General features: G+C 48.9%; 19 protein-coding genes. 10 read left to right on the plus strand and 9 right to left on the minus strand.

Annotated elements, in window-relative coordinates; genetic code table 11:
* The first annotated feature begins 62 nt into the window (after nucleotides 1-62).
* Nucleotides 63-1214: an alanine racemase gene (alr, locus tag WH95_RS00100; RefSeq protein ID WP_046501440.1), complete on the plus strand. Its 1152-nt coding sequence runs from the start codon at nucleotides 63-65 to the stop codon at nucleotides 1212-1214.
* A gap of 64 nt (nucleotides 1215-1278) precedes the next feature.
* The gene (locus WH95_RS00105) at nucleotides 1279-1974 is read left to right on the plus strand and encodes a hypothetical protein (RefSeq protein WP_046501443.1); all 696 of its coding nucleotides are present in this window, start codon (nucleotides 1279-1281) and stop codon (nucleotides 1972-1974) included.
* A 121-nt stretch (nucleotides 1975-2095) separates the two neighbouring features.
* Here WH95_RS00105 and WH95_RS00110 read toward each other — a convergent pair whose 3' ends face one another.
* From WH95_RS00110 to WH95_RS00150, 9 genes are all read right to left on the minus strand, one after another.
* On the minus strand, nucleotides 2096-4285 hold the full coding sequence (locus WH95_RS00110) for a malate synthase G (protein ID WP_046501445.1): 2190 nt from the start codon (nucleotides 4283-4285) through the stop codon (nucleotides 2096-2098).
* Nucleotides 4286-4372: 87 nt separating this feature from the next.
* On the minus strand, nucleotides 4373-4921 hold the full coding sequence (locus WH95_RS00115) for an ureidoglycolate lyase (RefSeq protein ID WP_245622920.1): 549 nt from the start codon (nucleotides 4919-4921) through the stop codon (nucleotides 4373-4375).
* Between the two features lie 129 nt (nucleotides 4922-5050).
* Nucleotides 5051-5983, minus strand: coding sequence for an allantoinase PuuE (gene puuE, locus WH95_RS00120; protein WP_046501447.1), 933 nt, complete (start codon nucleotides 5981-5983; stop codon nucleotides 5051-5053).
* Entirely contained in the window at nucleotides 5980-6495 is a 516-nt protein-coding gene (gene uraD / locus WH95_RS00125; RefSeq protein WP_046501450.1) for a 2-oxo-4-hydroxy-4-carboxy-5-ureidoimidazoline decarboxylase, read from the minus strand. The genes puuE and uraD overlap by 4 nt, the downstream gene beginning before the upstream one ends.
* Nucleotides 6496-6528: 33 nt before the next feature.
* Entirely contained in the window at nucleotides 6529-7713 is a 1185-nt protein-coding gene (locus tag WH95_RS00130) for a urate hydroxylase PuuD (RefSeq protein WP_046501451.1), read from the minus strand.
* Nucleotides 7714-7796: 83 nt separating this feature from the next.
* Nucleotides 7797-9146, minus strand: a complete 1350-nt coding sequence (locus tag WH95_RS00135) for an 8-oxoguanine deaminase (RefSeq protein ID WP_046501453.1) — start codon at nucleotides 9144-9146, stop codon at nucleotides 7797-7799.
* A gap of 23 nt (nucleotides 9147-9169) precedes the next feature.
* Nucleotides 9170-10513, minus strand: a complete 1344-nt coding sequence (locus WH95_RS00140) for a uracil-xanthine permease family protein (protein WP_046501455.1) — start codon at nucleotides 10511-10513, stop codon at nucleotides 9170-9172.
* A 238-nt stretch (nucleotides 10514-10751) separates the two neighbouring features.
* Nucleotides 10752-11099 carry a hydroxyisourate hydrolase gene (gene uraH / locus WH95_RS00145; RefSeq protein WP_046501457.1) on the minus strand — a complete coding sequence of 116 codons (348 nt, stop codon included), beginning with the start codon at nucleotides 11097-11099 and terminating at the stop codon, nucleotides 10752-10754.
* A 105-nt stretch (nucleotides 11100-11204) separates the two neighbouring features.
* Nucleotides 11205-12134 carry a LysR family transcriptional regulator gene (locus WH95_RS00150; RefSeq protein ID WP_204247630.1) on the minus strand — a complete coding sequence of 310 codons (930 nt, stop codon included), beginning with the start codon at nucleotides 12132-12134 and terminating at the stop codon, nucleotides 11205-11207.
* A gap of 195 nt (nucleotides 12135-12329) precedes the next feature.
* Between WH95_RS00150 and WH95_RS00160 the strand changes: the two genes are divergently transcribed.
* The 8 genes from WH95_RS00160 (at nucleotide 12330) to WH95_RS00195 (ending at nucleotide 22368) form a co-directional block, all read left to right on the plus strand.
* Nucleotides 12330-13262, plus strand: coding sequence for a LysR family transcriptional regulator (locus WH95_RS00160; protein WP_046501462.1), 933 nt, complete (start codon nucleotides 12330-12332; stop codon nucleotides 13260-13262).
* Between the two features lie 180 nt (nucleotides 13263-13442).
* A complete protein-coding gene (gene uraH, locus WH95_RS00165) occupies nucleotides 13443-13796 on the plus strand; it encodes a hydroxyisourate hydrolase (RefSeq protein WP_046501464.1) in 354 nt (117 codons plus the stop codon).
* Nucleotides 13797-13801: 5 nt separating this feature from the next.
* On the plus strand, nucleotides 13802-15310 hold the full coding sequence (gene xdhA / locus WH95_RS00170; protein ID WP_046501467.1) for a xanthine dehydrogenase small subunit: 1509 nt from the start codon (nucleotides 13802-13804) through the stop codon (nucleotides 15308-15310).
* A gap of 4 nt (nucleotides 15311-15314) precedes the next feature.
* Nucleotides 15315-17651 (plus strand): xanthine dehydrogenase molybdopterin binding subunit, encoded by a 2337-nt coding sequence (gene xdhB, locus WH95_RS00175; protein WP_046501469.1) that lies wholly within the window; start codon nucleotides 15315-15317, stop codon nucleotides 17649-17651.
* Nucleotides 17652-17653: 2 nt separating this feature from the next.
* The gene (gene xdhC, locus WH95_RS00180) at nucleotides 17654-18664 is read left to right on the plus strand and encodes a xanthine dehydrogenase accessory protein XdhC (RefSeq protein WP_046501472.1); all 1011 of its coding nucleotides are present in this window, start codon (nucleotides 17654-17656) and stop codon (nucleotides 18662-18664) included.
* Nucleotides 18665-18767: 103 nt separating this feature from the next.
* A complete protein-coding gene (locus tag WH95_RS00185; RefSeq protein ID WP_245622921.1) occupies nucleotides 18768-20360 on the plus strand; it encodes an ABC transporter ATP-binding protein in 1593 nt (530 codons plus the stop codon).
* Entirely contained in the window at nucleotides 20357-21442 is a 1086-nt protein-coding gene (locus tag WH95_RS00190; protein ID WP_046501473.1) for an ABC transporter permease, read from the plus strand. Before WH95_RS00185 ends, WH95_RS00190 begins: the two co-directional genes overlap by 4 nt.
* A gap of 5 nt (nucleotides 21443-21447) precedes the next feature.
* Nucleotides 21448-22368, plus strand: a complete 921-nt coding sequence (locus WH95_RS00195) for an ABC transporter permease (RefSeq protein WP_046501476.1) — start codon at nucleotides 21448-21450, stop codon at nucleotides 22366-22368.
* The last annotated feature ends 142 nt before the right edge of the window (nucleotides 22369-22510 follow it).

Here is a 22510-nt window from a genome sequence, read left to right on the forward strand (position 1 = left end):
AAGCTCTGCATGGACCATGAAGATAAGTTAAGTGGGAAGATTATATAAATAGAGCCAGCAGCATGACCAAGCCCCAGTCACACTCGAAGTCCCAGCCCCAAAGCACATCTGATTTTTCAGGCACCAGCCCCCGGTTAACCGTTGATCTCGGCGCTGTAGTCTCAAACTTCAAAACCCTGCGTGATACAGTAGGTCAGAGTGGCAGCAGCTGTGCCGGGGTGCTCAAAGCCAATTCCTATGGCATGGGCGCAGAGCGCGTGGCCGAGGCACTTTGGGCAGAAGGCTGTAAAACCTTCTTTGCTGCGCTGGTCGGTGAAGGCGTAAAACTGCGCGCCCTCTTCCCCGAGGCGACAATCTATGTGCTCTCCCCCTATCTCAGTCTTGATGCAGCCTTATTGAGGGAACATCACCTTATCCCCTGCCTCTATGACCTCGAAGGTATTGACCTCTGGATTGCCGCAAACAATACCGCTGCCCCTGCCGCCCTGCACTTTGAAACCGGGATCAATCGCCTTGGACTATCAACGCAGGATCTGGAACAACTGCTTGGCAACAGATCACGGCTTAACAGGCTGGATCTCAAGCTGGTCATGAGCCACCTTTCCAGCGCAGATGAACAGCAGTCTGAGCATAATCAACAACAGTTAGAAGCCTTCAAACGCATCCGCGCCGAATTCCCGAACGCCCCAGCCAGCCTGGCCAACACCGCCGGAATTTTTCTGGGGCCGGACTATCACTTTGACCTCGTACGTCCCGGCATTGGTCTCTATGGGCATGACCCGCACTATTACGAAAATCGGGGATCACGCCTGAAACCCGTCGCCACCTTTGCCGCACCATTGGCACAGGTCAAAAACCTCAAGGCAGGTGAAGCCGTGGGCTATGGCGCAACAGAACTGGACCGGGACAGCACCATTGGCGTGATTCTATGCGGCTATGCAGACGGCGTTATGCGCGCCCTGTTTAAACCGGACAGCAAAGAGGGCCACCAGGTCAGCATCAACGGCCACAAAGCGCCAATTCTGGGCCGCGTATCCATGGACATGATCACCATCGATCTAACAGCCGTTCCCAAAGAAGCCCGGGAAATCGGCTCCATGGTCGAAATATTCGGCAACCACAGCCCCGTCGAAAACGCCGCCGCCATGGCCGGAACCTCAGCTTATGAATTGTTTACACGCGTGAGTGGTCGGGCGGTTCGGAAGTATGTTTGACGTATATTTTATCGCCACTATTCAATCTAAATATCAGAAGGTAACGCAAACAAAGTGAGGCAATATGAAAATACTTTTATTCGTTTTTCCAATAGCCCTAACTTTTAGTTCGTCAGTTGGTGCAGAAATTTTTCAGATAAATCAAAGAGAAATAAACATTACAATACCTGAAGGATATTGTTCCATTAATTCAAACCAATACCCAGACAAAAATATTTTTGATCAATACAAGCGCGGCACCAAATATCCAGAAAATTCGATATCTTTATTATTAAACTGCGAGGTAATAGAAGCCTACAGGAAAGATATGGGATCTTTTTGGAAAAAACATTTCACTTCTTTACCAAAAGTTAGGCAATATTTTAAAATTAACCTCCTCCCAAATACAAGGAACAAAGATCTCAGTGGGCAAGAGCAATTAATTAAAGAAGTAGTTTGCCCTAAATTTGAGACGCAAAAGGCATCAATTGACTATGTTAATTTAGAAAATAAAGAAAATGAACGCAATTTTCTATCGGCTTTAGAAGTAGGTAATCCATCCTTGATAGGAGTTGTGAAAGTTGACAAAAACACTTGTTATTTAGCCCATATTGAAAAATTTTTAAATGAAGAGAACACCGTATCTTTCCAATTAAGTATTATATCTCCAAATATTCAAAACAGTTTTGCAGTGATAAACATGTTTTCTACGCCATATACAAATTATGACTCAATTGAAAAAGCCGCAAATACATTACAAGAATTTAACAGATTACAATAAACGTTGGTTTTAAAGAACTAGCGATAACGATCCAGCCCCATACAACCTAGCTATATGAACTAAAAATGAGTAAGAGGTAACAATCTCACTCATTTTTACTTGAACAACATTTAGAAGTATATCAAACCTCTGCTTTCAACTCCAACCGCTTCGCATGCAAGATTGGCTCGGTATAGCCAGACGGTTGTACAGCACCTTTCAGGACGAGATCACAGGCGGCCTTGAAGGCGATTGAATTATCGAAATCATCGGCCATTGGCTTGTAGGCCGGGTCATCTGCATTCTGTGCGTCCACGATGCTTGCCATGCGTTTAATGGTTTCCATGACCTGGGTTTCGGTGCAGATGCCGTGGTGGAGCCAGTTGGCGATGTGTTGGGAGGAAATGCGCAGGGTGGCGCGGTCTTCCATAAGGCCGACGTTGTTGATATCCGGGACTTTGGAACAGCCCACGCCGTGATCGACCCAGCGGACAACGTAGCCCAGAATGCCTTGGGCATTGTTATCGAGTTCGTGCTGCACCTCGTCCGGTGACCAGTTGGTGTCACTGGCAACGGGGACAGAGATCAAGTCGTTAAGGGACGCGCGTTCTCTTTGCGCCAGTTCCTTTTGACGGTCAAAGACATTGATGGCGTGATAGTGAGTGGCGTGGAGCGTTGCCGCCGTTGGAGACGGCACCCAGGCCGTGTTTGCGCCCGCTTGCGGGTGGCCAGACTTTTGATCCAGCATATTGGCCATCAGATCCGGCATGGCCCACATGCCTTTGCCGATCTGCGCCCGACCACTGAGGCCACAAGCAAGACCAATATCCACATTCCAGTCTTCATAGGCCTTGATCCACGCGGCGTTTTTCATATCGCCCTTGCGGATCATGGGGCCAGCTTCCATGGCGGTGTGAATTTCATCGCCTGTTCGATCAAGGAAGCCCGTATTGATAAAGAAAACACGGTTCTTGGCTGCACGAATAGCTTCTTTGAGATTGAGCGTCGTCCGGCGTTCTTCATCCATAATGCCGATTTTTAGGGTGTGACGTTTCAACCCCAAGAGATCTTCGACCTTTGTGAAAATCTTGTCGGCAAAAGCCACTTCGTCAGGCCCGTGCATTTTGGGTTTTACGATATAGACAGATCCCGTGCGGCTGTTACGCAATGAAGCTTCATCAGGATCAGAAGATTTCAGCAGGTCGTGTTTGGCAATAACCGCCGTGATCATGGCATCCATCAAACCTTCGGGAACTTCGCGCGCATCATCCCCGACCAGAATGGCCGGGTTGGTCATGAGATGACCGACATTGCGCACCAGCATCAGGCTCCGCCCCTGCAAGGTGAGACTTTCGCCCGTGTTCGCCCGATAAACCCGATCAGACTTTAATCGGCGGGTAATGGTCTTGCCGCCCTTTTTCAGATCGGTAGAGAGATCCCCGCGCATCAGGCCAAGCCAGTTGCGATAGACAGCGACCTTTTCCTCTGCATCAACCGCAGCGACGGAATCTTCGCAGTCCATAATGGTTGAAAGCGCGGCCTCGACAATAACGTCTGCCACACCCGCCGGATCGGTCTTGCCGATGGGATGGGCACGATCAATGGATATTTCCACATGCAATCCATTGTGACGGATCAAAAGGCCAAAGGCGCTATTGAGATCACCGCGATAGCCTCTGTATTCAGCCGTATCTGACAGGGCTGTGCGCTGTCCGTTTTCCAGCGTCGCAACCAGCTTGCCGTCGTCAACCTGATAACAGACAACATCCTTGTGTGATCCGCCCTTGAGCGGCGCAGCTTGATCCAGAAAATTTCTGGCCCAGGCAATGACCTTTTGCCCGCGCACCGGGTTAAACGCAGCCTGTTTCTCTGCGCCGTCTGTTTCCGGAATTGCATCGGTACCATAGAGCGCATCGTACAGACTGCCCCAACGGGCATTGGCTGCATTGAGGGCATAACGCGCATTCATCACCGGCACCACAAGCTGCGGTCCGGCTACAGAGGTTATTTCTTCATCCACATTAGCGGTTTCAACGGAAAAGTCTGGTCCTTCGGGCACAAGATAGCCGATTTCCTCCAAAAAGGATTTATAGGCTGCGTGATCTGTAATCGGGCCAGGGTGGGTTTTATGCCAGTCATTCAACTGGCCTTGCAGCTCTGTTCGCCGTGCAAGCAGCTGTGCATTTTCCGGCATCAGATCTTGCAACAGATCGTTCATCCCCGCCCAGAAATTATCCGGGGCAACACCTGTTCCCGGCAGGGCATCATTATTCACAAAGTTATATAGCGTTTTATCAATTTGCAGCGCGCCGACCTTAATTCGATCAGTCATTGTTATCTGTTCCAGTCTTATTAATTAATCTAGATCGTAAAAACTATTTTATTCAGCCCAGTATAAGGCAACTTTATCTCGTGGGTATTAAGGAATTTTTAGAACAGCACCTGTGCCTTCAAACCAATATTCTTCCAAGTTTGCCGTTCCTTCATCTGCCGGGCCTTTGCGGTCCACGATAAGGAAATCCTGTGTCGGTTCCAGCACCAGCAACGGATGATGCCAGATATTCTTGGCGTATTGAACACCTTGACTGCCCGACGCAAGAAAAGCACGACAGCCCGCGGGCGTTGGTACCTCGTCTTCACAAACCACGATCAACCATGATGCGGGTTGCATGGGGACAAAGGCCTGTGACCCCAAGGGATGGCGTTCCATCATGGTAATGGCGATCGGTAAAGGTCTGGGCGTGCCACGAAAGATAGAAAGGATCGCTTCGCCCTCACCGTCTTTTACATCTGCCTGTGCCAGATCATGAAAGCGACGGGTTGTTCCCTCGTTGATCAGATAGCTTTTGTCATGGTCCGCTTCGATAACCTGACCAAAGGGGGCAAAGGCCTCGGCAGTAAGGGGTACAGGGCGAAGTTCGACAAGGTCTGACGTCATAAAATTTTCCACTTTGTTATCGTTGTTCATCTTAACTTTTTCTCCCCAGTATTTCATGGGTTGTGTGATCGTTCATGTAGTAAATAACTACATTTCTCTCGTCACGCATTGAGCTAAAATCAATTTGAACAGCCAGGAAATCTTTGGTTGTTAACAATATCAAAATCCCGTGGCAGGATGGTTTTTAATCCAGTGATTGGCGATATCAATACGACGGGCGCACCAGACATGATCGTGTGATTGAATATAATCAACAAACTTTTTCAGCCCGGCAAAACGCCCCGGACGCCCGATCAGGCGACAATGCAACCCGATGGACATCATTTTTGGTTCTTCCGCGCCCTCTTCATAGAGCGTATCGAACGCATCTTTGAGATAGGTGAAGAAGTGATCACCCGTATTAAATCCCTGTGCAGAGGCAAAGCGCATATCATTACTGTCCAGCGTATAGGGAACCACCAAATGCGGTCTATCCATCACCCGCGACCAAAACGGCAGATCGTCGGAATAGTCATCGGCGTCATAGATAAAGCCGCCCTCTTCCGCGACCAGTTCTCGCGTGTGTTCGGATGTCCGTCCTGTGTACCAGCCCAGCGGGCGTTCGCCCGTAATACGCTTTTGGATCTCTATCGCCTTGTGCATGTGTTCACGTTCTTCTTCGCGCGACATGCCGTGATAATTGATCCAGCGATAGCCATGACTACAGATTTCATGGCCATCTTTCATGGCGGCTTCGATCACGGCGGAGTGGCGTTCCATCGCCATGGCAACGGCAAAGAGTGTGATCGGGATATTGCGTTCCCTGAACAGTTTCAGGATGCGCCAGACACCCGCACGAGACCCATATTCATAGATTGATTCCATGGACATGTGCCGGGCACCTTCAAAGGCAGCGGCCCCGATAATTTCCGACAAAAAGGTTTCCGACGCGGGATCACCGTGCAACACACAGTTCTCACCGCCCTCTTCGTAATTAAGAACAAACTGTACCGCCACACGGGCTTTCCCCGGCCAGACAACGGTTGGTCGGTCATTACCATAACCAACGAGGTCACGGGGATAGTCCTTTAGGTCATAGTCAGAACTGCTCATCCTACTCTGTCCTCTAGCCGAAAGCGTATAATACGTGCAATCTGTTGCAGGGCGGTTTCAAACTCTTTGGCCTGATCATTTTCCAGACGCTCAACAAAGGCATCCAGTATCATAAACTTCGTTGCCCCCTTGACCGCAAAGATGAAGGGAAAACCAAAACGATCAAGATAGCGTTTGTTCAGATCAGTAAAGCGTTCGAATTCATCTTCGCTCAACTGATCAAGCCCGACGCCCGCCTGTTCATTTTTGGAATCTTCCGTTAGCTCCCCGGATAAAGCAGCCTTTCCAGCCAGATCAGGATGTGCACGGATCAGGGCCAGTTGGGTTTCGTCATCGGCGTTTTGCATAACCTCTGCAAAGCGGTTGATCATTTCCTCCCGGCTTTGGAAAGGACGGTGACTTGCCGCCCCCTCCGCAACCCAGGGAGAATGCTCGGCAATATCCCCAAAGTTTTCAACGAAACCTTGTGCCGACATGGCGTTTACGGTTTCCAGTGAATAGCTATCTGTCATTTAACATTCTCATATATTCTGCTTTATCAGCTTTCACTCTTTATTTTGGGTAATCCATGCCCCCAACGTCGTGCGCTCGTCCTCTGTCATGCCTGTTTCATTGCCAAGCGGCATGGCATCGCTATCAACAGATTGCGCCTTGATACGATCAAGGTAACGCTTGATATCCGCAATACTTTCCAGCTTTACCCCCTGAGGTGCTTCGTCAACCCAATCAACGCTTGGGTTAGTTGCATGACAGGTCGTGCAATGAGTTTGGACAATATCCATAACCACTGTATCAGTCACCCGGTCAGATCCATAATCACGTTCCACGGGGGCGGTCATAATCATGGCAACGATTACACCGACACCTGCAACGGGGAAGGTCCACGCAAGCTGTTTGAAACTATCCCCGGCCTCGTGACGGTTCAGCAAATGACGGACAGCACCACCGATAATCAGGATCAGGGCAACCAGCAGCCAACTGTGCGGATGGCCGGTCAGCATCGGATAGTGATTACTGACCATCATCAAAAGTACAGGCAAGGTCAAATAATTATTATGCACAGACCGCTGCTTGCCCATGATGCCAAAACGGGCTTCGGGTTCTTCCCCGCGCATGAGGGCTGCGGCAACCTTCTTTTGGTTGGGGATAATAATCCCGAATACATTCACCGCCATGATCGTGCCAACAAAGGCACCAACATGGATCAAGGCTCCCCGGCCAGAAAAAACATGGCTGAAAAGAATGCTCGCCGCCATAATCAGAATAAAGAGGCAGACAGCCAGAACGCTTGTATTTTTTCCAAGGGGAGAACGGCAAATACCATCATAGATCAACCACCCGCCAATCAAGCTGGCGACGGAGATAGAAATTGCCTGCCAAGGTTCCAGCGCCATCACATTTGGATCAATCAGGTATGAACTGGCGTTGTAATAGTATTGAACAACCAAAAGGGCAAAACCAGTCACCCACGTCAGGTAAGCTTCCCATTTGAACCAGACCAGATCATCCGGCAGTTTTTTCGGTGCGACGAGATATTTTTCAACGTTATAAAAACCACCGCCATGTACCTGCCACGCGGAACCGTAAACATCCTTGTCCAAGCCTTCACGTTTGCGAAGAGACAGATCCAACCCTATGAAATAAAAGGATGTTCCGATCCAGCCAACACCTGCGATCAAGTGAGCCCAGCGAAAAAGCAGGTTCAGCCAATCTGCTGCAAATGATTCCATGATAGTTCATCCTTCCTGAACATATTTCACGCGCTATATCGCGCTTTCATTCTTGTCTTTTGCCTAATTTATGACGCGGTCTATTACGCTTTGTTCGCCAGATCCACGGCAATGTTTCTGTGTTTTTGTAAAAGAGGCTGCATATCAAGCCGGGTGATTTTCCCCTCCTTGACCAGTAACTCGCCGCCAACAGCGGTATAGTTTGCATTGGCTGGCGTGCAGAGCATCAGCCCTGCAACCGGGTCCAGTTCAGCCCCGGAATGGTAAAGCGGGTCTAGCTTGAACGCTGCAAAATCAGCCTGATAACCCGGCGCCAGAATACCGACATCGTTCCGGCTAAGAACACGTGCGCCGCCAACAGTCGCGACCTCTATGGCTTCACGAATTTTCATCCCGCGTGCACCGTGCTTTACACGCTGTAACAACATCGCCTGTCTTGCTTCTGCCAACAGATGCCCACTGTCGTTTGAGGCTGATCCATCAACACCAAGGCCAACTTTCACACCGGCATCATACATTTCCCGAACCGGTGCGATGCCAGACCCCAAGCGCATGTTCGAACAAGGGCAATGGGCAACACCCGTTCCACTTCGGGCAAAAAGAGAAATCTCGTCCGGATTTAGCTGAACACAGTGTGCGTGCCAGACATCATCACCAATCCATCCCAGTTCCTGGGCATACTCACCCGGCGTCAGGCCAAATTTTTCCTTGCTGAACGCAATATCTTCGACATTTTCAGCCAAGTGTGTGTGAAGTCCCACCCCCATGGAACGGGCAAGCACAGCTGATTCACGCATCAAATCCTGAGAAACAGAGAAAGGTGAACAAGGTGCCAGGGCAATGCGAAGACGCGATCCTTCGGATGCATCGTGATAGGTTTCAATAAGACGCTGACTGTCTTTTAAAATTGCGGCCTCGTTTTCCACAAGGCTATCAGGTGGCAAACCGCCGTCACCTTCCCCCACAGACATTGATCCGCGCGTGGCATGAAAACGAATGCCCATTTCCATTGCCCCCTCGATAGAATCATCAAGACGACTGCCGTTGGGGAAAAGATAGAGATGATCGCTGGTGGTCGTACAGCCAGATAACAAAAGTTCTGCAATTCCGACCTGTGCCGAAACCTTGATGGCCTCTGGCGTCAGATGTGACCAGACGGGATAGAGCGACTGTAACCACGGGAACAGCGGCTCATCCTGTGCAAAGGTTCTGGTCAGGGATTGATAGAGGTGGTGGTGTGTATTCACCAGTCCGGGCAGAACGATATGATCCCTGAGATCAAGCATGGTGTCAGCATCTTGGGGAAGTTCATCAGCAGGCCCCACAGCCTTGATAACACCGTCCACGGCATAGAGTGCCCCATCTTTGAGCTCTCTACGGTTTTCGTCCATGGTGACGAGAACACGTGCATTTTTGATTAACAGAGATTTCATATCGTTCTATTCGTCCAGCGTTCTTATACTTCGTCCGAAGCGTCTTTTGGTAAAATCAGGTTCAGGACAATTGCCAGAAAAGCCGCAGGCACCAAACCTGATGTTAAAAGTATCTTCGCCGTTTCAGGCATTGCGGCCACCGCTTCGGGTACTGATTTAAGCCCCAGACCAATTCCCAAGGAAACCGCAATAATAACCATGTCACGGCGTGTTAAAGCGGTCATGGACAACAGCTTGAGCCCTGCCCCGGCAATCATCCCAAACATGATAATGGACGCACCGCCAAGCACCGCGTTTGGCATTACCGAAATAACCGCACCAATTTTCGGGAACAGACCCGCGACAATCAGGAAAATCGCCCCGCATGTTACCACATGTCGGCTCATCACGCCTGTCAGGGCAACCAAGCCGACGTTTTGGCTATAGGATGTATTGGGCATTGCCCCAAAAAGTGCGCCAACAGCCGTACCCAGACCATCAGCCATCGTCCCGCCTGAAAGCTCTTTATCCGTCGCTTCGCGGCCTGCGCCCCCTGTGGTGATCCCGGAAATATCCCCAACGGTTTCAATGGCACTGACTACTGAGACCAACAACATTCCCAAAACTGCCGCTGTATTAATTTCAAATCCATATTGCAACAGAGAAGGAAGGGAGAACCAGCCAGCAGAAGCAACCCGACCAAAATCAACCATGCCCATGGGGATGGCGACGAGATAGCCAACGATCAGGCCAATCAATACCGCCGAAGCTGAGAGAAAACCTTTGGTCATAAACTTTACGCCAAGGGTTACAACCATCACCAGAACGGCAAGAAAGATATGATACCAGGCACCGAAATCTGGTACTTTACCAGCCCCGCCTGCGGCATATTTAATTCCCACTGGAATAAGCGCCAAACCAATTGAAAGCACCACTATGCCCGTTACCAACGGGGGTAGAATACCGCGAATACGACCAATAAAAGTCCCGAGAATAAAATGAAAAACACCCCCGATAGCCGCCGAGGCAAAAAGCGCCCCCAGACCCGCTGTTTTTACAATCGGGATCATGATAGGAATAAAGGCAAAACTTGTGCCCTGAACAATCGGAAGCCGCGCCCCAATAGGACCAATACCGATGGTTTGCATAAGCGTTGCGATCCCCGCAACAAACATCGCCGTCTGGATAAGGAATATTTTGTCCCCACCGGACAAACCAGCCACACCCGCAATAATAATTGGTACAGTCACATTCCCCGCAAACATTGCCAAAACATGTTGCAAGCCAAGCGGTACAGCTTCTTTAAGGGGCGGACAGTAATCCGGGTCTTTTAAAGTTTCGACGCTTGCCGTTCCCGCACCATCCTTTGAATCAGTTACTTCGGTCATTTCAGGTTTCCCCCTGTTGGTTAAACCAGCCGGTTATTATTTTTATAGCCGTTTAACTTAACTCTTTCTCATCGTTGTTTCATCGTTCGTGTAGGTTATCTACACTTCTCTCTTCACGCCTTGAGCAAAAATTAAGTTAACCAACTATTTTATCCCGGCTTTTTATGGGATGTAACGCTTTGATATTTAAACAATAAAAGCAACACCCCGATGACTATCACAAAAGTCGGCCTTTAAGCTAACTCCCGCGATAGGTTGAATAGCCATAAGGCGATAGCAACAGGGGAACGTGATAGTGCTGATCTTCTTCAGCAATACCAAAACGAATGACAATCACATCAAGAAAAGCCGGATCAGGAAGATCCACATCTTTGCTTTTCAAATAATCGCCAGCATGAAAGTGGAGTTCGTAACGACCTTTGGAAAACGCATCCTTGTCAAGAATAGGGCCATCAACACGCCCGTCTTCATTTGTAGTTACATCCTTCAACGGAACGACCTCACCTACACGGAAAAGCTCTATTCGCAATCCCGATGCAGCGACACCGGATGCTGTATCCAGTACGTGCGTTGTTAAATACCCCATATGCCTCACCCTGAAGAGCTTTTTCATTATTATGTGAGGCAGTATGTCGCAGTCCATATGAACGCAAAAGAAGTCTTTTTAGATCACATTGATGCTATTAAGTGATCAATTAAGAGAAATATAATCGCGCAATGCCTTCTCGGCATGCCTGGCGAAAATAGAAGGCGCTTGGGAAAGCTGGCGCGTCGCGTTGGTTAAAACCACAAGCCGATCGCAGGGAATATCCCTATCTACAAGTTCGATGTGCGCCAGTAATCCCGCCTTTCTTTCTGCCTCAATCCCAAGGATCGTCTGAAAGGTTACATAGTCTGATTTTCGCGCCATAGATCGCATAAAACGAAGAGAGTTCGCCTTGATAAAGGACTTTGGCTTTGATTTTAATTTGCTCAGCGGCACATCAATAATTCGCGCCAGCGAAAGATTTCCCGCAGGCAAAGCCAGGGGATACTTCAGACAATCCTGAAAGGTGCATCTATCTTTTCGGGCAAGAGGATGTTCAGGTGCAACAACTGCCCCAACCTTGAGTTCCCACCCCACCATTTCCCGAAGGCTGTCATGATCTGGCGGATTAAAGGTAAAGCCGATATGGGCTTCGGCAGAGGAAATCATACGACTTACTTTTTCAGAACTGGTTATCGTAACTTCCAGTGTGATACCGGGATAGCTTTCGTGAAAGCTCTGCGTCAAATCCGGCAAGACAGCATCCGCCACAGATTCAACCGATGCAATTCGGACAATACCCTGTTTGATGCCCCTTAAATCATCCAGCTGTTCACTAACAGCTTCAAAATCAGACAAAACAGTTCGCGCATGCTCAAGCAACAGCTCTCCCGCTTCGGAAATACGCAAGCCACGCCCGACACGTTCAAAAACCTGAACACCAAATTCTTCTTCAAGACTGAGAATCTGTCTATTTACGGCTGATGAGGCAATGTTTAACTGGCGTGCTGCTTCGCGAATAGATCCATATTCAGCAACCGCCACAAAATACCGCAACGCAGGAGAATACAATGTATGAGCACGCTCAATTTTCAACAATCCTTCTCCTTAAAAATAAGAGCTATCCGGAATATATCTGAGATCCACACCAGACATAATCCAAACCCAATAATGAACAATTTCAGACAATCAGTTTGAAAAGATGATCTTTTCTTATAGCCTAAGACAAGATGATCACAACAAGAACCGTCAAAGAATGCAATCTCGTCATAAAAACTGTCGGATCGTTTCATGCGCATAGATAATGCTTTTGTTTCTACGGCCTTTCGCTATTTCGCAGCCACTGCCGAAGCAGGTTCAATCCGTGCCGCAGCACGAGAGCTAAACATTGCCTCATCCGCAGTAAACAGACAGATTTTGATGCTGGAAGAAGCACTCGGCATGCCGCTTTTTGAAAGAACGGGACGAACAATGGTTTTGACAGAGGCCGGACAGGTCCTTCTTAACCAGACAAAAATATCATTGCGGGATTACGAAGATGCGCTTGGCGTAATAGACGAACTTCGTGGACTGCAACGCGGTCGGGTTCGAATAGCAACGGCAGAATCTGTCTCAGTTAACCTACTACCCAAAATACTGGCCAATTTTTCCGAACACTATCCCTCGATTGAGACATTTCTAACCGTTACGGTGGCAGATAGAGTAACCGAAATGGTACATTCGCGGGATGCTGACCTTGGATTTACCTATAACCCCTCTACCCTGGATGGGTTAGAAATCGGATTTGAAAAAAGCATAGCGGTTGGTGCAATAGCAGCATCAGATCACCCACTGGCACAACAAAAAACAGTCTGCCTTGCCGATTGTTTTAATTATCCCTATGCCTTCCCTGCCCAAGGCCTAAGCCTTCGTCATGCACTCGACACGGCAATGGAGGACAGTTCTGACATCAAGGATAAAATAAAAAAGCCAATTCTTGAGGCCAATTCCCTAAGGGTCATGGCTGCCATGGCACAAGAAGGTCGCTGCATCGCCTTTCAAACCCGCGTTGGAATAGAACATCATCTGAAATCGGGTGCATTAACATTTCTTCCCCTCACCGATCGTAACTTGCCAATGGATCGCTTGATGCTCATACGACAATCAAGCAAAGCCCCGTCACCCGCCACACAGATGTTTGAAAAATTCGCTGTCGACTACCTCAAGAAACACCCTATAAACTGATGCTTTTTTTAGATCCCTGATATCTAAACATTGTTCTTTTTAGATCAGAATAACGCTGTCATACTCTATGGAAAATAACAAACAACTGTTTGCATTGTTACCCAATAGAAACAAAAGCAAACCAATAAATTCACTCTAGTGATCGTTTCACAAGTGATCTTTTCAGGGGAGTAAAGTCGCATGGGGCGACTAACCACACACGTATTGGATACCGCACGCGGTAAACCAGCCAAAGACCTGACCATTGAGCTTTGGAAGCACGATGGCGAAAACGTTAACTTTGTAAAACGCGTACAAACCAATGATGATGGTCGTGCAAACAGTCCTCTGTTAGAAGATACAGAATTTACAATCGGCCAATACGAGCTGAGATTTATGGCTGGTGATTACCTGAAATCTCAAGACCATAACCTTCCCGACCCTTTGTTCCTTGATATCATTCCCATCCGTTTCGGGATTGCGGATAAAGACGCCCATTATCATGTGCCTCTTCTCATTTCGCCTTTTGGCTATTCTACCTATCGCGGGAGCTAACAGTCATGCGGCAAAGTGTTAAATTCCTTCGCGACGGAGAAGTGGTCGAACTTGATAATGTCGATCCCAATGAAACCCTGCTTGACTATTTGCGATTGAGAGAGGGATCATGCGGCACCAAAGAAGGATGTGGCGAAGGGGATTGCGGCGCCTGTAGCGTTGCGATTGGTTCATTGAAAGACGGCAAGCTGGAATACCAGGCCGTTAACAGCTGTATTCAGTTACTAGGGATGATGGACGGTAAAGAGATTATTACCGTTGATGACCTTTCTGATAGCTCTCAAGCCAGAAGATCGGGGGAACTTCACCCAGTTCAGGATGCAATGCTGCGCCACCACGGATCTCAATGTGGGTTTTGTACACCGGGTATTGTCATGTCGCTCTTTACGCTTTATCACGCGGAAATAGAAGCAGACAGGAATACAATCAACGATCAACTCGCCGGTAATCTCTGCCGTTGCACAGGTTATCGCCCGATCATTGATGCCGCACTGGAAAGCTGCACCGGAAAAGCCGAAGATCGCTTTCGTGAAGACGCAAAGGCCAGAACAACAAAACTCAACGAGCTGGATGACAAAGAGGACTTGTTTATCGGAAATGAGGCAAAATTCTTTGCTGCTCCTGCATCGACAGAAACACTTGCTTCACTCTATGAAAAACATCCCGATGCGGTGATCGTAGCTGGCGCAACCGATGTTGGTCTGTGGATCACCAAACAGTTGCGCGATCTTCCCAAAATCATTCATATCGGACGGGTTACAGAACTTCAGAATATCATCGATAATAAGGGCGAAATCATTATAGGTGCAGGTGTCACCTATGCCCATGCAAAGGAAACCCTTGCCACGATTGACCCCGACGTTGCTGAAATTATCCGCAGGATCGGATCAACACAGGTTCGCGCATCAGGCACTATCGGCGGTAACATTGCAAACGGTTCACCCATTGGGGATAGCCCGCCGTTGCTTATAGCCCTTAATGCCCGGTTGACGTTACAAAAAGGAACACAATCCAGAGAAATTGATCTGGAAAACTTCTTCATCGACTATGGCAAACAGGATCGAAAAGAAGGTGAATTTGTCAGCAAGATCCGTGTGCCCAAGTTGGCTGAAAATGAAGTTTTCCGCAGTTATAAAATAAGCAAACGCTTTGATCAGGATATTTCAGCCCTGTTGGCTGCGTTCAGGCTAACCCTTGATAACAGCAAGATTACACAAGCCCGGATTGCCTATGGTGGCATGGCTGGCACCCCAAAACGTGCAGAACTTACTCAGAAAGCCCTAATAGGTATTGACCTGAATGCCCCCGAAACATGGGAAAACGCGGTTCAAACCCTGGAACAGGATTTCACGCCACTTTCTGACATGCGTGCCTCTGCCGATTATCGAATGGAAGCTGCAAAAGGTTTGTTGATTAAAGCACTCCATGAAATTTCAAACGGAAAAGTTGATCAGCAAGGCAAGCAAACAAGAGTTATCGGTGCCAGAGCAAATGATGTAAGGGAGGCTGTGTAATAAAATGCTTCACAAATCCCCCGTAACAAGCACCTCAACAGCCACCGTAGGTAAAGACAATAAACACGACAGTGCTGAACGTCATATCAAAGGCACCGCGCTCTATATTGATGACATTCGCGAACCACAGGGTACGCTTCACCTTGCCCCCGGCTATGCGCAGGCCACTTGCGGGAAAATCAAAAATCTCGATCTAAGTGCCGTAAGATCAGCCCCGGGTGTGGTTGCTGTCCTCACCGCCAAAGACATTCCGGGTGTTAACGACTGTAGCCCGGCAATGGGCGATGACATGATCCTTGCGGATGGGCATATCCTCTTTCATGGGCAGGTTGTCTTCGCCGTTGTGGCTACAAGCCATCTGGAAGCCAGAAAAGCCGCAAGACTTGCAAAAATAGAGATCGAAGAAACACCGCCAATGGTGACGGTAGAAGATGGCCTTGAAAAAGATGCATCTGTCCTGCCACCCTATGAATTTTTAACGGGTTCACCGGATGAAATAATCAAGAGTTCTCCCAACCAGATTGTGGATAGTTTCCATATTGGCGGACAAGAACATTTCTATCTGGAAGGCCAGATCGCCATGGCCATCCCCGGGGATGATGGCGAGATGCTGGTGCATTCTTCTACCCAACACCCAACAGAAGTCCAACACACCATCGCCAAGATGCTTGGTATTCAGGATGCCGCGGTTGTTTGTGAATGCCGCCGCATGGGCGGTGCCTTTGGGGGTAAGGAATCACAGGCAGCGCAATGGGCTGCGCTATCGGCTTTAGCCGCCTATGTGACTGGACGCCCGGCAAAAATGCGTCTGGATCGCGATGACGATATGATCATGACGGGTAAGCGCCATGATCAGGCCTGTCACTGGCAAGCCGGATACGATGATCAGGGAAAGCTGACTGCGGTCAACGTAGAGTTCAATTCACGCTGCGGCTGTTCTGCTGATCTTTCCCTCGGTGTGAATGATCGAACGATGTTCCATGCGGATAATTCTTACTACTATCCGGCATCCCGTATCCTTTCCCGACGCGTCATGACCAACACGGTTTCCAATACCGCCTTTCGGGGTTTTGGTGGTCCGCAGGGAATGGTCTTTTCAGAACGCATGATGGACGCCATTGCAATCAAGCTGGGCATGGACCCCCTGGATGTGCGCAAGATCAACTTCTATGGCGACGAAGGCCGGGATGTCACCCCATTCGGCATGAAGGTTCAGGATAATATCCTCGATGAACTTGTCTCTAAACTGGAAAACACCAGCGACTATCGCAATCGGCGCAAAGAAATAGACGCCTTTAACAAAAAAAGCCCTTTTCTCAAAAAAGGCCTCGCCCTCAACCCGGTAAAGTTCGGGATATCCTTTACCCTGAAGCATCTCAATCAGGCTGGTGCACTTGTTCATGTCTATACCGATGGCTCCGTACAGGTTAACCACGGCGGCACTGAAATGGGGCAAGGTCTCTACACCAAAGTTGCACAGGTTGTTGCTGAAGAGTTTGGTATTGATCTGGACCATGTTCGAATAACAGCAACAAAAACCGATAAGGTTCCCAATACAGCCCCCACAGCGGCATCATCAGGTTCCGACATGAACGGCATGGCCGCAAAACGGGCCGCCGAAACCATCAAAGAACGGTTGATAGAACTCGCAAGCAAGCTATATCAGGTTGATAAAGAGGCCATCAGCTTTGCCCATAACAAAGTAAAAGTTGGTGAACAGGAAATTGCCTTTGCAGAACTGACGCAACAGGCTTTTCTGGAACGCGTCTCGCTTTCTTCAACCGGATACTATGCAACACCGCATATTACGTGGGACCGAGAAACAAAAGACGGCCGACCGTTCCTCTATTTTGCCTATGGTGCCTGTTGCGCAGAAGTTACCATCGATACCCTGACCGGTGAGATGAAAGTGGATCGCGTTGATATCCTGCACGATGTTGGAAAGTCACTGAACCCCGCCATTGACATTGGACAGATCGAAGGTGGTTTTGTTCAGGGTATGGGCTGGTTGACCACAGAAGAACTGGTCTATGATGATCAGGGACGTTTACGGACCCATGCGCCCTCTACCTACAAAATTCCAACAGCTTCGGATATACCTGAAGATTTCCGTGTAAAGCTTTGGAAATCAAACGGAAACAGAGAAGATACGATCTATAGATCAAAGGCCGTTGGCGAACCGCCAGTCATGCTGGCAACTGCGATTTTCTCCGCTGTGACAAATGCCATCGCCTCGCTGTCCCCCGGTCAGGTACCACAGATTAATACACCAGCTACACCTGAAAACATTCTTCGCTCGGTTCAGGATATGAAGAAGCGAGACAGAAAGGCAGGAGCATAGTCATGAAAGTCTGGTCACTTATCGCCAAACATCTGGAAAATGCAGGTTGTTGCGCCATGGTGACCATGACAGAAGTTTTGGGTTCTGCCCCACGAGAAGCCGGAACACGCATGATTATTCGCCCTGATGGTGGTTTTCACGGAACGATTGGCGGCGGCACACTTGAATGGCATGTTCAGGCAAAGGCCCAGAAACTCATGCGCAACCAAAAAGCATTGCTGAATTTTAGCCAGCACGCACTTGGGCCAGAGTTGGGACAGTGTTGTGGCGGTGCAGTAAAGTTGCTCATCGAAGTTTTTACCAAAGAGCAATTGGATGACGTAAAAGAATTAGCAATTATGGAAGAAACTGGCCCCTTTTCTACACAGGGCCTTTTTAGAGAAGATCGTGTTATCAGAAAGATAACAGAAGAGGCTCACCAGAAGCTGAGGTTTGATCCTAACGGGGATATTCTGGAAAGCTTTGGTGAAAAGAAGCGTCAGGTTTATCTTTATGGTGCGGGGCATATTGGACGTGCCCTGATGCTCAATATGGCGGCGCTGCCCTTTGATCTTGTGTGGATTGATTCCCGTCATAATGCCTTACCATCGGTTACCCCCGGCAATGTTGAAAAGATTTACACGCCTACGCCTGTGGAAACCTTGGCTTCAGCACCAGATGGTTCCTTTATCGTGATCATGACCCATAGCCACGCACTTGATCTTGATTTGGTCAATGCCGCCCTTGCAGCAGAACGCTTTGCCTATGTCGGGGTCATTGGTTCGGACACAAAAAAGGCACGTTTCAAAAGCCGCCTGAAATCATTTGGCATGAACGCTGATAACATCGACAAGCTAATCTGCCCCATTGGGATTGACGGTATAGCGTCCAAACATCCAGCGGCAATCGCCGCATCTGTTACGGCAGAACTACTGATTAAAGATGAAGAAATATCCAAACGGGAAACCCTTTTGGATTCCAATACTATGACAAACTTGAATAGAGTTGAAAAAACCGCAAAGTTTGTCCAATAAGACAAAAAAATGAATTAAAACTAGTAAGTTAAAAACCGGAGAGTTAAAAACTTACTGAAAAAGTACTGAACTGGGAAAATAGGCTTATTGGGAGGGCCAGCAATTGGGGGATCATGTATCCACAAAAGGCGGCACAGCTACGACGACAGAGTATCTGTTGGAAGCACGCGGCATCACCAAGATGTTCGGGGATCTGGCAGCTAATGACGATGTTACGCTCAAGCTTGCCCCGGGTGAAATTCACGCCCTTCTTGGTGAAAACGGCGCGGGAAAATCAACCCTTGTCAAAATTATCTACGGATCTTTGCAACCCACCAAAGGATCTTTGCATTGGCTGGGAAAAGAAGTATCCATAGCGAACCCTGCTGCGGCACGCACCCTGGGTATCGGTATGGTTTTCCAACACTTTTCCCTGTTCGAAGCCCTCAGTGTTGTTGAAAATATTGCCCTCGCCCTGCCAAAAGATACAGATATCAAAAGCCTTTCCCAAAAAATATCGGATGTGTCCAAAGAATATGGTCTTCCGTTAGAACCAACAGCTCTGGTTGCTGATCTATCCGTCGGGGAACGACAGCGTATTGAAATTGTCCGCTGCCTGTTACAAGAACCACGCCTGTTGATCATGGATGAGCCAACAGCTGTTCTGACACCTCAGGAAGCTGATCAGCTGTTCTTGACCCTGGAACGGCTGGCCAAAGAAGGCTGTGCGGTTCTCTATATCTCTCACCGCCTGGACGAAGTTAAACGGCTTTGCCACGATTCAACAATCCTGCGTATGGGAAAAGTTGTCGGACAGGTTGATCCACAGGAAGAAACAGCCGCCAGTCTTGCCAGATTGATGGTTGGTGCAGATGTCCACGCGATTAATGCCAACAGAGAATACAATCCTGGTGAAACACTGCTAAAGCTCAATAAGCTATCCCAGGCCGCAGACGGTCCCTTTGGCGTTTCCCTTGTCGATATAAATCTGGACGTCAAAGCAGGTGAAGTCGTTGCCATCGCAGGTGTTGCCGGGAACGGACAATCAGAACTCTTTGATGCCATTTCAGGGGAACGCATCGCGGATACAGCTGGAACCATTCAAATCGACGGGCGTGATAGCGGTTTGGACACCATAACAGAACGCCGCCGCAACGGGGCGGGTTTTGTTCCCGAAGAACGCCTTGGCCACGGGGCTGTCCCGGGGCTTTCCCTGTCGGAAAACATTGTTCTTACCCGCCATTCCGATGATGCGGGTTTATCAAAATCCGGTTTTATTGATCGCGAGAATGCTATTGCGATCAACGAACGGATCACCCGCGATTATGACGTTCGCAAAGGTAAACCAGACCCCGAAGCCAGATCACTGTCTGGCGGAAACTTGCAAAAATTTGTTGTAGGTCGAGAGCTGGATCGCAAACCCAAGGTTCTTGTGATCAACCAACCGACATGGGGCGTTGATGCCGGGGCTGCAGCCCTGATCCGGCAAGTTATGATTGATCTGGCCTTGGCGGGATCTGCGGTTCTGGTCATATCCCAGGACCTAGACGAAATTTTCGAAATCGCAGACCGAATTGCGGTCATCTCGCGCGGCCAGCTTTCCGAAGCTTTCCCGGCTGGTGATCTTACGCTAGAGAAAATCGGCTTGCTAATGGCTGGTGCTCACGAGAAGAAAAACCAAAACGCAACAGGGAAAAATGAGAAGGTAAGCGCATGAAACTCGTGTTGGAAAAACGTTCCGAACACTCGGAATTCATGACCCTTATGTCACCGCTATTGGCCATTGCCCTGACGGTTTTCACTGGTGCCATCATTTTTGCCGTTCAGGGGTTGAACCCCTTTGAAGCACTTTATGTTTATTTTATTGAACCTGTAACATCGGTGTGGTCACTGGAAGAGGTCTTCGTCAAGGCGGCCCCCCTTATTCTAATCGGTGCCGGGCTGTCCGTTTGCTATATGGCAAATGTCTGGAATATTGGCGCAGAGGGTCAGTTGACCATGGGCGCAATCGTCGGATCAATTGTTCCTATTGTTTTCACATCATGGCAATCCCCCCTTGCCCTTGTTACCATGATCACACTTGGTGCTTTGGGGGGTGCACTCTATGCTGCGATCCCTGCCTTTTTAAAGAACAGGTTCAACGCGAATGAAATCCTGACATCCCTGATGATGGTTTATATTGCACAGCTCTTTTTAGACTGGGTTGTTCGTGGCCCCTGGAAAGATCCAAAAGGCTTTAACTTTCCACAATCCATCGCCTTTGAAGGTTGGCAGTTGCTGCCAACTCTGGGGGATGGACGGGTTCACATCGGGATTATCCTTGCAATAATCGTTGTTGTAATCCTAACCGTTCTTATGAGCAGAACATTAAAGGGTTTTGAGATACTGGTTATCGGAAATTCCCCGCGTGCAGGACGTTTCGCAGGTTTTTCCAGAAAGAAAATCGTTTGGTTCTGTCTATTGCTTTCCGGCGGTCTGGCGGGAATTGCCGGCATCGGTGAAGTTGCCGGACCAAGTGGCCAGTTACAGCCAACCATTTCACCCGGCTATGGTTTTACGGCTATCATCGTCGCCTTTCTTGGTCGATTAAACCCAATCGGCGTTCTTTTTGCCGGGGTTATGCTCGCTATTACCTATATCGGCGGCGAGGCCGCGCAAATTGATCTGGGTGTGTCCGATAAAACGGCACAGGTCTTTCAGGGCATTTTACTCTTTTACATTTTGGCCTGTGACACGCTGATCCTCTATCGGATAAAGATGCTGGGTTCAACAAAACAACAATCAGTAGCGGCGGAGTAAAACCAATGGATGCAACACAAGCTGTCATCTTGACAATTATCACCGCCTCTACCCCTTTGTTGCTTGCGGCGATTGGGGAACTGGTTACCGAAAGGTCCGGAGTTCTCAATCTGGGTGTCGAAGGCATGATGGTAATGGGCGCTGTCTGTGGTTTTGCCGCAGCCTATACCACTGGCAACCCCTATATCGGTATTCTGGCCGGAGTTCTGGGGGGCGTCGCCCTCGCCTTCTTCTTTGCCATTCTGACCCAAACATTGGCAACCAATCAGGTTGCGACCGGATTGGCCCTTACCCTTTTGGGACTTGGATTATCAGGACTGATCGGGGAATCTTTTGTTGGACTTCCCGGTGTGAAGCTGCAACAGCTTTCCATCCCGTTCCTCAGCTCTATTCCCTTTATTGGTCCCATTATTTTTGGACAGGATATTCTGGTCTATGCTTCTGTTGCGCTCATTTTTGGAACGACTTATGTTTTATTCAAGACCCGAATAGGCCTAATTATCCGATCAGTCGGCGACAACCATAATTCAGCCCATGCACTGGGGTACAATGTGATCGCCGTCCGCTATGCCTGTATAATGTTCGGGGGCGCTTGTTCCGGACTGGCCGGGGCTTACCTGTCGCTTGCCTATACGCCACAATGGATCGAGAACATGACTGCGGGGCGCGGCTGGGTCGCGTTGGCTTTGGTGGTTTTTTCAACCTGGCTTCCCAAACGACTTGCGATCGGGGCCTATCTGTTCGGGGCCGTCTGGATCATGGGCCTCTATGTACAGGCACTTGGTTTTGGTATCCCTTCGCAGTTTCTGTCATCACTGCCATATGTCGTCACCATCATTGCATTGGTCATTATTTCTGGCAACAAAACGCTAACTCGTGTAAATACTCCTGCATGTATCGGTCAAACCTTTGTTCCTGATCGGTAATATGTCTTTTTCTGTTGGACGAAACACCCCGGGCTCTACGCCAAGCAAACCAACAGGGAAATGCAAACAAGAACGTAAAAAACGAATACAGACGTTATCGCTTATATCGGCCAGCGCTAACGTCAAAAGAATGAAACGGCCG

The sequence above is a fragment of the Kiloniella litopenaei genome (assembly GCF_000982415.1).
Taxonomy (GTDB): domain Bacteria; phylum Pseudomonadota; class Alphaproteobacteria; order Kiloniellales; family Kiloniellaceae; genus Kiloniella; species Kiloniella litopenaei.